The organism is Verrucomicrobiota bacterium (assembly GCA_027622555.1).
In the GTDB taxonomy this organism is placed as follows: Bacteria; Verrucomicrobiota; Verrucomicrobiia; order Opitutales; family UBA2995; genus UBA2995.
Map to the genome: position 1 here is coordinate 1 of JAQBYJ010000052.1, position 15,227 is coordinate 15,227.

Annotated in this window: 6 protein-coding genes; 5 read left to right on the plus strand and 1 reads right to left on the minus strand. The window is 47.7% G+C overall.

Annotated elements, in window-relative coordinates; translation table 11 throughout:
- Nucleotides 1–102 precede the first annotated feature (102 nt).
- The 3 genes from O3C43_14150 to ggt all read left to right on the plus strand — a co-directional run bounded on the left by O3C43_14150 (nucleotide 103) and on the right by ggt (nucleotide 9,983).
- Nucleotides 103–6,693, plus strand: coding sequence for a carboxypeptidase regulatory-like domain-containing protein (locus O3C43_14150; protein ID MDA1067634.1), 6,591 nt, complete (start codon nucleotides 103–105; stop codon nucleotides 6,691–6,693).
- A 44-nt stretch (nucleotides 6,694–6,737) separates the two neighbouring features.
- Nucleotides 6,738–8,123: a hypothetical protein gene (locus O3C43_14155; protein MDA1067635.1), complete on the plus strand. Its 1,386-nt coding sequence runs from the start codon at nucleotides 6,738–6,740 to the stop codon at nucleotides 8,121–8,123.
- Between the two features lie 165 nt (nucleotides 8,124–8,288).
- The gene (ggt, locus tag O3C43_14160; GenBank protein ID MDA1067636.1) at nucleotides 8,289–9,983 is read left to right on the plus strand and encodes a gamma-glutamyltransferase; all 1,695 of its coding nucleotides are present in this window, start codon (nucleotides 8,289–8,291) and stop codon (nucleotides 9,981–9,983) included.
- 15 nt (nucleotides 9,984–9,998) lie between these two features.
- Here the strand turns inward: ggt and O3C43_14165 are convergent, their stop codons facing one another.
- Nucleotides 9,999–10,757, minus strand: a complete 759-nt coding sequence (locus O3C43_14165; GenBank protein MDA1067637.1) for a DUF1080 domain-containing protein — start codon at nucleotides 10,755–10,757, stop codon at nucleotides 9,999–10,001.
- 160 nt (nucleotides 10,758–10,917) lie between these two features.
- Between O3C43_14165 and O3C43_14170 the strand changes: the two genes are divergently transcribed.
- Nucleotides 10,918–13,779, plus strand: a complete 2,862-nt coding sequence (locus O3C43_14170; protein ID MDA1067638.1) for a DUF1553 domain-containing protein — start codon at nucleotides 10,918–10,920, stop codon at nucleotides 13,777–13,779.
- 2 nt (nucleotides 13,780–13,781) lie between these two features.
- Nucleotides 13,782–15,218 carry a DUF1501 domain-containing protein gene (locus tag O3C43_14175; protein MDA1067639.1) on the plus strand — a complete coding sequence of 479 codons (1,437 nt, stop codon included), beginning with the start codon at nucleotides 13,782–13,784 and terminating at the stop codon, nucleotides 15,216–15,218.
- Nucleotides 15,219–15,227 lie beyond the last annotated feature (9 nt).

The following is a 15,227-nucleotide window of genomic DNA, read 5'->3' on the forward strand; positions in this document are numbered from 1 at the left end:
CCAACGAAAAAGCCCGAATCAAACTGACTCGCCTTTATCCGAATTTATAGATGGTACAGGGTACTAGATTACTCATTAAACAACTTAGAAGTGGGTGACAATGTGCCGAATAACATCACTCGTCTTTTGGGTGGAGGCACGAAGCACCCCACTGTGTTGGGTCATACACCCATTGTAGTTGTGAAAACAACAGCGGGCTCTGCAGTATTGGGCGGCTCGATTACTGTCCTTCCAGGTACGATTATCAAGATGCCCCTATCCTCAAGTGGATTTTATAGGGAATGGCTGGATGGTAACGGACATTTTATATTGAATGGGGAACCGGGTAATCCCATTATATTTACCTCAGAGTTGGACGACACCATTGGTGGCGATACCAACGGGGACGGAAATGAAACTTCCCCTGCACCAGGAGATTGGAATGGTATCCGAGTTCTAAATCCTAAAACTCAATTTAACAATGTAGAGATACGGTTCGCTGGAAGTATCGGTTCGGGCGTTATTAATGGAGTTGGGTACGCTTCCCTATACATCAATATGGGGGAGGAATCAGAATTAAAATCATTTACGGGACTTCATATTCACGATGCCAAAGGTGACGCGTTGGTCCTGAGGGATCCTCAAAACTGGGATATATCCAACAGCCTAATTTATGATTTTGAAAATCAGGGAATCTATTCCTATGGTGATAGAACGGGTGGCGCGACTCTCAGAAACGTCACAATTCATGGGGGTAAAACCTCTATTTCCCCGGCTTATGCTCATTATGCTTTGGTAAACAGTGTTCTGGCTGGTGCTACGGAAAGCCTCATTAAAAAATCAAATAATAATATAGAAACTGAGAGTTTGATCAGTAGAAATAATGTTTTTCACGGCCCGAATGCCAGTCTTGGACTTTTTTATAGTGAAGACGGATTTAAGGAGATTACCTTGGCGGACAGCGTGGGTGATCTAATAGTCGATCCCATGTTTGTGGATGCCGGTGGTGATAATTTCAATCCAGATACGGATTCACCGCTTGTGGATGCAGCGAACGGTTCGTTAGCCGATGGGTTGGATTTTAATGGCTTTCCACGTTTTGATGATCCCGCGGTAACCGACACTGGCGTTGGGAATCCCAGCTACGCAGATATAGGTGCGATTGAACAATTGGGCTCTTCGGATCCCACACTGAATCCAGATCTGACCGTAGATGGTTCTTCAATTACATTTATCACCACCAGCGGAAAGTTCTTTTCTTTAAGCGAACTGCTTGCGGATCCATTATACTCTCCCAATCAGTCAGTGAAAGTTGAATACAAAGTGACGAATGAAGGGGCATCGGCTGCGCTTGGAAACTGGGTGGACTCACTCTACTTCTCGAGGAATCGTAGCTGGGAAATCGGAGACTCCTTGGCGGGTTCTTCAGCTCGTCCTTCCACATTGGCACCTGGCGCTTCTTATACCCATTCTATCGTTACGTTTATACCGCCATTGGTGGACGGTTCTTACCACCTGATAATTCGAACTGATGACCGAGGAGAGCAACTAGAGTATCAGAATGCAAACAACACGGGTACTTCCTCCAACGCTTTCGACCTAGAAGTTCAGTCACGTGCCGTTACCGAAATTGCTTCGCTAACATTTGCGGCGGGGCAGCGTACATCCCAGCTTTTCAGAATCGATGCGTCTACTGAGATCGGGAACGACATTTGTGTCGAGGTAAGTGCTACGGGTCCGAAAGCCAGAATCGAGTTGCTGGCCCAGGTAGATGGTATCCCGACGGTGTTTGAAAATGCCGCCAAGGCGGATGGGCTTCCGGGCGAGACGGCGACGGTACAAGTTCCCATAACTGGTAAGGGTATGGTCTATATTCTTATAACCGTTGATGACCCGGGTCCCGAACCAAACAACGTCTCGGTTGTTACAAGCGTAAAACCCTTTTCCATTACTGAGTTGCTGCCGTCCCAGGTCGGAAATAACGGGCCGGTTACGATCGTTGTGAAAGGCGCTGCTTTCCAAAAGGGAGATCGGGTATCAATTCGTCACGTTGACGGTGATCCGGTTATTGATACTACGCGGACCATATTTCGGAATTCTGGTTGCCTGACTGCGGCGTTCTCATTCCAAGATGAGAAACTGGGGAACTATGATGTGATTGTTTCTCGGACTGATGATTCGGTGGTTTTAGTGTCCGGAGTAACCCTTATTCAGGGAGCCCCTGTGGATGACGCGTTGTTACCTACTATCTCATTAAACACCCCTGATGTTATAAGACTCACGCCATTAGTTCCGTTTAAAATTGAAGTAAGTTTAACAAACCCGCACGGTCAGGATATTCCCGTTCTTCTCAATTTTGCCAGCGAGTTCGCGGATTTTCAACCGGGTGGATTGTATTCTACCAGTCCAGTTCGGGAAGGCCGTAATAGTCTATTTTTAATCCCATCTTCCGAGACTGGAACTCCAGGTATGATCGCGACTGGTGAGACGATTGTCACAACTGTTTATTACCTTGGGATTGAGCGAAATAACCCCGGTGACATAATAATTCAGGACCTGGCGGCAATCGCAGTTAACGGTGAGCGTTCCAATATCAGCAATGTCAACGAGGATTCCATCTATCACGATGAATTCCTCGATATCATTGGTAATACAATCGCTGAAAATCATCGAGCTGCCAGTGACGAAGCTGCCCGGTTAGCTGAGCTGGGAGTGGTTGAAACAGACCTCGAGTTTCTTCTTCAAAATATTTATGACCGCCACGTAACTGGCTTCGGGAGCAATTCTATAGGTGGCGTTGTGCAGGATAGTGCAGGTCAACCTATTGGCAACGCAACAGTGAGAGTTGTTAGTACAGACTCTGAAGAAGGAAGGTCTTATGAGGGTACCACTAATTCGAAAGGAGAGTTTTTGACGGAAGGGCTTCCTGGAGATGAGTATGTGGTAGTTACTGACGGTTATGGAAGCAGCCCAAACACAGTTGTTGTTCATGGTGGTCAAGTTTCAGATAATAATACCTTCGTGTTACCCGATCTGGGTGATGATTCGGGACCGGACGATCTCTCCGAATACCGGCATTTGAGCTTCTTGCAGGTCGAAGACGTCCCCCATCTATTTTTTGTTAGGAGGAATCTCGTTTTCACAACGCGGTATGAAAATAACGCATGGACCGAACCAGAGATAGTAGGCGCCGGAACGAATCCTGTGCCTGTCTATTCGCCGACACTCTACGATGGGGGCCCTGCGATTATAGTACTCCATGAGAGGGCGGGACGGAATTTGAGTAGCGATATAGATGTTCCCGTGGACCCTAATGATGTTCAACTGCTGGTTGCCTTGAGTCTTCCAGATGGAGAGGGTGGTTGGATTCGCCATGAGCCGGTTGAGTATGCATTCAGCGACGATGCTGCTTTTAGTAGCTTTGACTCAGTGCTTACAGCTGATGGCGAGCCCATCGTGTTGTGGACCGGCGGTGATGTAGCTAATCAGGAGGACGATACGGATTTGTATTACCGAACCGGTCCTTTGGAATCTGATCTTCTCGGCGAACCTCTTCAATTAGTGTCGAACGTATCAGATCCGCCTCCGCAAGCTAAGTTGAACGAGACCATAGAGTTCTATTTACCTGAACCTGCGTTCTTTGATGAGAACGGCCAACAGCTTCCTATTTGGGAACCACTCGCCTCTGCTGATGACGCTGCGTGTAAATTTTTCAACGAAGCAATTGAATTGGGGTTTGAGTTCAAAAAGAGTAGTTCGAAAAGTCAGGCGAAGTGGCTCACTCGAAAATTCGGAACTCATTCGTTTTTGCTTAAGGGTGTGGTCGAAGGTGAAGCGAATCTAAAAGAAGCAAAAGTTGCTGCTGGAGTGGATGTGGCTGTTGGGTTTTTCAGTGATGCGCTAGATGCATTAGATCGAAGCCCCAACGAGCAACTGAATGAGGCCGAAAAGAAAAAGGTTGGTGGCTCAGGCAAGGGCCTAACGGTTGCTGGAAAAGCACGAATTGGCGGTGTTTGGACGACCAATCCTAAAACGTGTGAATATGAGTTCGACAAGTTAACGGCTTCGTTAGGCTTGGCGATTCAAGCGAGAATAGCTCTTCCAAATTTGACCGTCTACGCTCCGCCATTGGCTGAGATTTATGTGGGTATTGCAATAGATGGTGTCTTTGGTGGAGAATTTGAATGGGCAACACCACAAATACTTCCTACGGATGGCAAAGTTACCCTTGCGGGCGGCATTGGCGGATACTTCACTGGCAAAGCTTTAGGTGACTTTGTGGAAATTTCCGGATCTCTCACAGGAAACATCGCCGTAGGTTATGATAGTGCCATTGATCCAAAGACTAAAAATCCAGCTGGATTTGGATTACAGGACCTATCAATCAATGGTTCTTTGGGAGCAAAAGTAGGATGGTGGACTCGAGTTTATTCGGTTAAGTATGATATAAGAAGTGGGGCACTAACGGTTAAGCGAAGTGATGGAGTGACCCCTGAGTTTGAAGATGGTGCCTTCGTTACCTATCATGCAGACGGAAATAGTCTCACACGGACAATCATTACCCCTGATGGATGGCAAATTGAAGAAACAGTCACACTTACAGCCAAGCCTGGTACGAATGCAGATTACAGTGCTTCTGGTATTAGTTCGCTCCTTGCGGATGTAATGAACGATTTCGAAGACGAAAGTAGACCAGCTCTCATCACTATGTCATCGGGTGAGACATACGCTTTCTGGATACGGGAGAAAGCAGTTTCCGGATCAGATCTTACCAATGATATTCTTATGTCTGAATTTGTCGATGATGCCTGGACGGCTCCGATGGTTTTGCCTACCACAGGTGCTAATCGAGAAGTAAGGGCTGTGGAGGATTCGAATGGGCAGTTGCTTCTGGTATTTGCGCATGCTGACATGACGGGATTTGACGCTAACTCTGATGTATCGGAGGCGATGGCTGCTTATGAAGACGCAGATCTTTGCTATATTCGGAAAACGGATACAGGTTGGACTACTCAGCAGCAATTGGGCTCCATACCAGGCACCGCGAACAGGTTGAAAGTACACCGATTGCCCAATGGCGATGTTTTCACAACGTGGGTTGAAAGCAATTTGAAAGAGGGGCTGCTTCATGTCCAAATGTGGGATTCGGCCAATTTATTTTGGTTGCCATCCAAGAAACTAACCAAAGCGCCGGTTGCTTCAAATGCTGCACTGAGTTCGGTTGGGGAAGTTCCTATGGCCATATGGTCTGAGTTTTCAATGTTGGATGGCGCAGTCGGTCCAGAGGAACGCATTGAGGAACTCACTTACTCGACGCTGACGAACGGAAATTGGAGTATCCCAACGGCTTTGAATGTGTCATTCTTTACGCCGGTTGATGACAATGCTACGAATAGTGTGATTCAACCTATCGCTGAACAGAGTTACGATTTTCCCGAATCTGAGAATCAATCGTTTTCAGATATCTTCAATCTGAATAAGCAAATCGAGCTGGATATGGAATGTTGCAAGGTCCTTGAAGAACAAGGGACCGATGGTATACCTGATGCCAGAGTACCGAAAGTTGCCGTCGATGACGCGCGAGAGCGCAAACGAAAGAAGGTTAGTACAACTGGGTCCAATGACCCGAACGACAAGTTTGGTCTGAGTTCCTTTGGACAGGAAGGTTGGATCGAAGCAAATCAAGTGATTCCCTATACAATTCGTTTTGAGAACGATCCTGAAGAGGGAGCTACGGCAGCAGCCCAACGTGTGACAATCACCGACACACTCGATCCAGATTACGATTTTGATACATTTGTTTTCCGTGAGTTTGGGTGGGCTGATGTTTCGAAGTCCGTTCCGGCGAATACGCAGAATTTCCAGATAGATGTGGACTATCAGAATTCGGATGGTTCTCCGCTCATTGTGCGCGTAACGGGTGCTTTTGATCGAAACACTGGAGACATAACCATCATATTCGATTCCATAGATCCGGCGACAGGAATAACACCATTCGGGGCCTTTGATGGATTTCTTCAGGTTGAAGACGAGAGTGGAAATGGTCAGGGATTTGTCCGTTACGACGTTAAGCAGAAGCCTGATCTTCCGCAAGGTACGAAATTCGAGAATATTGCTGATATTATCTTTGATTTGAACGAATCCATCCTCACCCCTGAGGTGGTGCACACAATCGATCTGGAAAAGCCAACGAGCTCTGCCAGCAGCCCGGCGGTCTCACAATCGGCTTCTTTCCCGATCATCCTAACTGGTTCAGATCCAGGAGGCTCAGGCGTGGAATACTGGACCATTTACCAGTCAATTGATGGAGGTCCTTTCTTCCTATGGCGGGGAGCGGTAGATGTACCTAATCCAGTCTTTACCGGAACGTCCGGTCGAAGCTACTCGTTTTATAGTATAGCTACGGATGGAGCCGGTCTACGTGAAGATAAAGATCCTTTGGTTGAAACAACTACGATAGTCGCCGACTCGGGAATTCGGGTTGAGTTGATGGAGAAGCTGACGAACGATACCGTTAGAATTATTCTATTAACCCCTGAAGGATTAGGTGCAGAAATTCGTGCTGAAACTACAGACTTGACCGGTTTACTCGTTTGGCACGACATTCCTGAAATCACAGTCACCGAATTGGGTGAAAATCGTTATGAAATCATTGCACCATTTACAGAAGATTCTCGACAGTTCTATCGTTTGATTGCAGGGGATGGTCAATAATCGTCTGGCACAAACAGGCGTTGGTTTTTTCGAACACTATCACCATGTTACCTACTCCTACTAAACTCCGATCATTTTTAGGTTCCTTCGCCCTACTCCTTCTGACGATAAGCGGACAATCGCTTTCGGCTGCAAAGGAAGATCCACTGAAAATTGGAGGGGAGGTTTTCGAGCTGAAACCTTTCGTCGTCTATGAGGCGGACGTGGACATCATAGATGGCCACACCGGTGAAAAATATGAAGGCACCAACGATGTGGTACTCGACTTTGCGGACACGTTCAATCTGCTGCTCCTGGGATTTCATAAGAAGTTACTTGTTTACGAAATTAATCACCTCAACTTTCGTTTGGAAGACGGGAAAGCATTTGTAAGTGAACTAACTGAACTGGCTGAATCGTTTGGTATTACCCATTTTAAGGTGAATCATGATAACTGGTTAAGACGCGAAATCGCCATTGTTCAAAGACTGAGCCAGGATCCATTTTTCAAAATCGAAGCACTGGTTGCCTGGGATTTGGATAGGTTGAACCGAAACCTGCCGTCCATGCCCACGTCAAAGTTCGCCACTGATATCAGGTATAACGAAACGAAAGAAATCTGGGAAAGACGGGTAACAACAGAATGGAGAGTCAGCCATCGAACCATTAGTAAGAATGGCAAAAAATACGGGCAGCCAATCAATGTGTTAAAGGAACAAGGTCTAAACCTGGATACGCAGGAAGGATTCCATATCCTGGATCGGGGGCTTTCTGCTCAAGTTGTTCCAAATGCATTCAAGGATGTAAAACTAACCTACCCCATTATTGTTTCGTCAAACGAACCCAAGGAAGAGCAAGTTAAGCGGTTACAACAAATCTATATAAAAAACCTCACTCACATCTACGATCCATTTAGTTGGATGGCACGACGCGAGAACAGATTCAGAGGAGGATTTGGAAATGAGTTGCTCAGGCATTTCAAAGGCAGGCGATATAAAATCTCAGATCGCGAATGGTTTGACCCGGTTCTTTGTAATCTTCTAAACGATATGATAACCATCAAACGTCATGGAACAAAGGAGATCTATTCACTGGAAGCTTATCAAAAATTTGAACACTCCCGGAATATTTTAGGGGAAGACCTTGATCTGTTAAACTGGCTCACGGGCGAAAAACGTCAAGGAGCAGGCAAGTCCAGGAATCCGAAGTTCTCGATCAAATTTGATAACCCCGGTGGCGCCCGTTTTATCGTACTAGATGCCTATATGCGATATACTGATAAATTTGTGAATACCTTACGGGACAAACTGACCAGCCTTAAGAAAACTGCCAACGGTAGAGAAATCATTGAACAATCGATCGAGGAAGTCTCCGGCATTCCCATGGAAAAATACATAAAAATGGCCATCCAAGCTCAATCAGAAATGGTCATGAAGTATCGGATAGAATAAATCGAAAAAGTATGACCTCGAAAACAATATCTTCTCAATCTGTTTTATTTCGTCGTTTGGTGCGTCTGAATAACGACAGTGACGGTGCCATCTATCTTGGCGAATGGAATGCAGAGCGCAGGTATCCTTCGAAATTAGCACCAGTACATTAAAGAATTTCATCTGATGAAACTAAATAAGGTTATTAGCCTGTGTTTATGGTTCACATGCGTATTAACACCTAAACTCCTTCTTGGAGCCAATGCGGCCACCATAGCTAGCAATGGCATGGTGGTTTCTGCAAACGACCAGGCCTCTGAAGTGGGTATCGAGATTATGACGCGTGGTGGCAATGCCATCGACTCAGCAGTTGCTACCGCTTTCGCTTTGGCTGTTACGCATCCAACCGCAGGAAATATCGGAGGTGGAGGTTTTCTTGTTTATCGACCTGATCAAGGCGAACCCATTTGTTATGATTTTCGAGAAATGGCCCCCAAGGCATCCTTTCCCGAAATGTGGCTGGTCGATGGTGTTTACGATCCAAAGAAACATCACCATAGCTACTGGTCGGTGGGTATTCCAGGAACGGTGGCAGGTCTTTACCTTGCCTGGCAGGAGCACGGAAAACTTCCGTGGAGAGATTTAGTTAAACCCGCGATAGACCTGGCCCAAAAAGGTATTGTTGTAACGCATGAGCTGTCGGCTTCGATTAAAGGGGTACTTCCTCGTATGTCGAAATACCCTGCATCTTTAGCGAAGTTTACACGCCACGGGGTTCCTTATGAAGCCGGAGAAATCTGGAAACAACCTGACCTCGCCGACTCCCTCAAGCGCATCGCAAGCAAAGGTCCGGATGGTTTTTATAAGGGGGAAACCGCAGAACTGCTGGTCGCTGAGATGGAGGCGAATGACGGCCTGATCACGCTGGAAGATCTTGCCAGCTATGAGCCGAAGAAACGAAGTCCTGTGCAAGGAAGCTATCGGGGATACAAGATCATCTCCATGCCTCCGCCTAGTTCCGGTGGAACTACGCTGGTGGAAATGCTAAACATGTTGGAGGCCTTCAACTTGAAGGAGACGGGGTTCGGTTCTGCGGATACGCTGCACCTTATGACAGAGGCGATGCGCCGGGCATATGAAGACCGCGCAAAATACCTGGGGGATCCCGACTTCACCAGTGACATGCCTTTGGAACGGTTGTTATCCAAGCGTTACGCAGCACAACTTGGAAGCAGTATCGAAATGAGTCATGCTTCCGTGTCATCGCCTGAACAGTCCAGGCAATCAAAGGAAAGCGAAGAAACCACCCACTTCTCCGTCGTTGATAAAGAGCGCAATGCCGTTTCTCTTACTTATACGTTGGAGTTCGGATACGGTTCAGGAATTGTTGTGCCTGGAGCCGGATTTCTACTGAACAACGAAATGGGCGACTTTAATGCGGGCCCGGGTCTGACGGACGACCAAGGGTTAATCGGAACACCGGCCAATTTGGCCGAGCCGGGCAAACGCATGCTCAGCAGTATGACTCCCACCATTCTGGAAAAAGATGGAGAACTATTCATGGTCACTGGAACCCCTGGAGGTAGAACGATCATTAATACCGTCATGCAAACGATACTCAATGTAATTGATCACGAAATGAACGCACAAGCTGCAGTAGACGCGGGTCGAATTCACCACCAATGGATGCCAGATCAGGTTTCCTATGAAACTCATGGATTCTCCCCCGACACCCTGAAGGAACTTGAACGACGTGGTCATACGTTGAAAGAACGCTCAAATCAGGGATCCGCTGAAGTCATCATCCATAGGATCGAGGAAGGACTACTTGAAGGCGGAGTTGATCGCCGGGTGCCAGATGGTGGTGTGGGGACTTGGTAGCAGGCGGCAACCCTTCTATTTTATCTCGCGAATCTGAATATCCTTGAACTGAACGGTCATGACCGGACCCACGTGAATTTGTAAAGCGAGAACCCCGGACTTCGAACTGCCAGTCATGTCTTCATCGACTACCGAAACTGTCACACGATCGTTGATGATATGAGTGAGCTGATTGCCGTTGGCGATGATGGTGTAATCATTCCACTCTTCGGATTTGATTACGGTTTGAATGTCATCTGTGTCTCCCAGTGAACCGAGAACTTGAACGATGGGTTTTTTGTTGTTTTCGGGATTGGTAAGAATCTTGGTGGCTTGTCCCCTGAGTGCGAGTATGGCCCGACCTTTTTCTTCATAAAGAATGCCGGAATACTTGGTGCCTGCTTCGAAGTCGGCCTGGTAGCCACCTACGATGGGACCGAATTCTCCTTCACTCAAAATCTTGCTTCTGTACTGAATGCCAGAATTGCCATTTTCGATGCGGTACTTCAAACGAAGTTCGAAATCGTCCACCGATCCTCCGGTGTAAACGAGAAAGGTGTTGTGAGTGAGTTTGTTGTGCGGCGCCTCACCTGTCTTTCCGGTTATCGCTCCATTTTCCACCGACCAAAGCTTTGGATTCCCCGTCCATCCTGTTAGGTCCTTGCCGTTAAAGAGGCTTTTAAATCCCGGCTCAAGTTGCGAGGCATGGTGATTAGCCGTTGCAGTGGAAAGGAATGATAGTGCGGTAATTGTGGCAATTGCCAAGGCGGTCTGAATACGAGTGGTGATTTGCATACCTCCCATTCAAACCGAGATGTAGCGTATTTCAATGTAATACTCTCAGCTGGATCCAAGAGATTGACGTTTGTGGTCTGACCACTTCCTCCGGTCACCTCACCTCAAATAACCTCGACAAAATAAAGTCTCTTAGCTTTTTTGAGGAGGCATTTACCCTATGATCCGTTTCTCTAAGAAGTTCTTATTATTCCCTTGTTGCCTTGTTATAGGGTTTCTCGTGGTGATTGAAAAATCAGCCTCAGCTTCCGAGGAAATAGATCATTTTGAAAAAAGAATCAGACCTTTGTTCCTGGACAACTGCATACAGTGTCATGGTTCGGCGAAACAGGAGGGCGGGCTTAGGCTCGACTCAAAGCACGGTTGGCAAGCGGGCGGCGCTTCAGGTCCTGTTATTATTCCCGGAAATGCAAAATCAAGTTCCTTGGTGGCAGCTATCGAGCGCAAGAATCATCCAACTTTAAAATTACCTAAAGATTCTATCACCGACCTGAACATCTGGATACAGTCTGGCGCAGTTGACCCAAGATCCGGACCAAGCAATCGTAAGGCCTTGCCGAACTATGAAAGCGGGAAAGATCATTGGTCATTTAAAGCCATCCGCAAACCGGTTGCCCCAAAAGTTCAGAACAATTCTTGGCCGAATGGATCCATCGACCAGTTTATTTTAGCTACGCAAGAAAAGAAAGGAATTAAGCCCGTAGCGGATGCGACCAAAGAAGAGTTAGTCCGTAGGTTGTATTATACTTTGATCGGCCTTCCTCCAACGCCTGATCAAATCGACACCTTTGTTGCCGACACCCGTGTGAATGCAAGGGAACTTCTGGTCGATGAGCTGTTGGCTTCTCCTCACTTTGGAGAACGGTGGGGCCGCCATTGGTTAGATGTTGCCCGTTTTGCGGAATCAAGCGGCGGTGGTCGTACCCTTCTTTTTAAGGACGCCTGGCGGTATCGTGATTATGTGATTCAGGCATTCAACGATGACATGCCTTACGACCAAATGATTCGGGAACAGCTTGCGGGAGACTTGCTTCCTTACGAATCGCCAGGTCAGAGAAGTCGACAGCTAACTGCCACCGCGTTTCTTGCCCTCGGCCCGACCAATTACGAACTTCAGGATAAACAACTCCTTCGCTTCGACGTCATCGATGAACAAATCGACACCGTAGGAAAGGCCTTTATGGGAATGACTCTCGGCTGCGCCCGTTGCCACGACCACAAATTTGATCCGGTACCTACTTCAGACTACTATGCTATGGCCGGAATATTCAAAAGTACCCGAACGCTATATAATTACACGGACAATGTGGCTCGTTGGGTTGATACTCCCCTACTCCTCGAAGGCGTCGCTGCAGAAGAATTATCTAAAGCAGAAGCCAGCGTTGCGAAGCTTCAACTGCCACTGAATCTCAAAAAGGCTGAGTTAAAAGTCCTCACCCAAGACAGTGTGAAGCCACCTCAACCAGGTTTACCAAAATCGACTAATCTCATTCCCGGACTGGTCGTGGATGACGAAGCCGCAGAACATCAGGGCGAATGGTTGTTTTCGCAATACTCACAAAATTATTTGGGCGAAGGTTATTACCATGATGGCGATAAGTTGAAGGGCGAAAAAACACTCACCTTCAAGACCACCATTCCAGTTTCAGGTAGTTATCTTGTCCGCTTGGCCTACGCAGAAGCAAACAACCGTTCCACGAAAACTCCCGTGACGATCGGTCATTCAAAAGGCGAAACGACGGTTTTGGTGAATCAGCGACAAGCACCTACGGAGTATGGCCGCTTTCATTCCCTCGGAGAATATGCATTCGAAAAAAACGAAATCAGTTTTGTCCGAATATCAAATGAAGGAACCGACGGACATGTGATCGCGGACGCAGTTCAATGGTTTTTGATCGAGGATGATACGAGTATTGGGAGTCCAGAAAGAACAGCTTACCTTGACGCATTGAAACAGGACATTAAGGGCCTGGACAAAGAACTCAAACCTTTGACCGAAATGCTAAAAGCACGTCCATTGGCAATGACGGTCAAAGAGGATCCTGAACCAACCGATTCTGCCATTCGCATCCGGGGTGTAGAAAAGAACAAAGGCGATTTCGTACCCCGAGGATTCCTGCAAGTGGCCAGCCTGGGTGCGGTTCCGACCATACCTCCGAATACGAGCGGTCGTTTGGAACTGGCGGAATGGGTCATTAGTCCGGACAATCCTTTAAGCTCCCGGGTTATGGCCAATCGGATTTGGAGCTGGTTGTTTGGAACCGGTATAGTGCGAAGTGTCGACAATTTGGGTACGACAGGCGAATTACCTTCGCACGCCGAGTTGCTCGATTATCTGGCCGTCCGGTTGCAGGAAAATGAATGGTCTATTAAAGCGATCATAAAAGAAATTCTGCTATCCCGAACCTGGCAGTTATCTTCCAACATCAATGAGGAGGCAAAAAAGAAGGACCCCAATAATCGCCTCCTTACGTCCTATCCCATTCGTCGATTGGACGCAGAACAATTGCGAGATGCGATTCTTGCGGTAAATGGGAATCTAGACCTTCAGATGTTCGGGCCCAACATTGTAGGAGCCGGAGAAATCAATGCCAACAGTACTGCCGCCCAAATGATTGAGTATAACTATGACTTCCAGGATAATCGCCGCAGCGTTTACACACCGGCATTCCGGGTGCAACGTCACGAACTCTTCGAGCTATTCGATTTCGGCAATGTCAATTTCTCACTCGGGAAACGCAACACCAGCACGGTAGCTCTTCAGGCCCTGTATATGCTCAACAATCCTTTTGTTCTGGAACAATCCAAATTGGCCGCGGAATCCTTATTAAAAAGCGTGGAGAATCCGAGTGAACGCGTTGATGTGGCTTACCGACAAACATTAGGGCGTCCACCTACCGATCAGGAACGCAAACTCATCAGTGAATTTCTAAAAGATGGACTTTCCACCGAATCAGTCACAGAGTGGGCCTCAGTCTTTCAATCGTTATTTGGCTCCTTTGATTTCCGCTATTTGAATTAAGCATGTCCGAAACTCAACCAGTTCATTCCATTTCGCGCCGCGACGCCCTACGTCACATGGCTTGTGGATTTGGTTATATGGCCGCAGCCGGCATCGCCCAGCAAGCCGCCGCGGCGGGTATCAGCAACCCCCTACTCCCAAAAATCCCCCATATTATTCCCAAGGCCAAACGGGTAATCTTTCTTTTCATGGCTGGCGGAGTTAGCCAAGTCGACAGCTATGACTATAAGCCACTGTTGTATAAGGACGATGGCCGCATGCTCGATTTTACCGACCAGCGCATTTTGGCAAAAACCGGAATGGGCTCCAATCAACGCGTGATGAAACCGCTTTGGGATTTTAAACAACGCGGCCAGAACGGTGCCTGGGTTTCTGAGTTGTTTCCTCACATGGCGAAACACACAGACGACTATTGCATCATCCGATCCATGCAGACGGAAGGAGTCGCTCACGGTCCCGCGACTCTCTTTCTCCACACGGGTTCTACTAATCTTATTCGTCCCTCCATGGGATCGTGGGTAAACTACGGCCTAGGTACCGAAAGTCAGGACATGCCGGGATTTGTAAGCCTCAGTCCATCGATGGGTAACGGAGGTCCGCGCAACTATGGAAACGCATTTCTTCCAGCATCGTATCAGGGAACCGCCATTGGCCGTGCCGGAATGAAGGCCACCGATATTGGCATCAAGAATCTCAAAAACGAAACCCTTTCATCCGACCAACAAAGGCGTCAATTCGAGCTGCTTCAGGCCATGCACCACGAGCGCAAAAAGAGCTTGCCCGGAAATACCGAACTGGAAGCGGTCATCAACTCCTACGAGTTGGCTTGGCGCATGCAATCCAACGCACCGGAAGTGTTGGATATGTCCAAAGAAACGGAAGCTACCAAAAAACTGTATGGCATCGACGAAGAGCCGACAGACGATTACGGCCGCCAATGCTTGATGGCTCGTCGCATGGCAGAGTCGGGAGTTCGATTTATTCAGGTCAATTACAGCGACAATTCCAACAACCCCGCCTGGGATCAGCACAACGACATGCCCAAACACAAGGAGCATGCCCTGGCGGTTGATAAACCCATTTCAGGCCTTTTGACCGACCTCAAGCAACGTGGATTATTGCAAGATACTTTGGTCTGGTGGGGCGGCGAATTTGGAAGAACTCCTTACGCCCAGAAGAACGGTGATGGCCGCGATCATAATCCAACCGGTTTCACGGTTTGGCTTGCCGGGGGCGGGGTCCGACCAGGACTCATTTACGGAGAAACCGACGAGTTCGGCCAATACGCAGTCCAAAACCAGGTGCACATGCACGACCTTCACGCCACCATTTTACACCTGCTAGGCATGGACCACAAACGCCTCACCTTTCGCCATGAAGGACGCGACTTCCGACTGACCGATGTCTTCGGAAACGTGGTGCATGATATCATAACGTAATCAGAAATA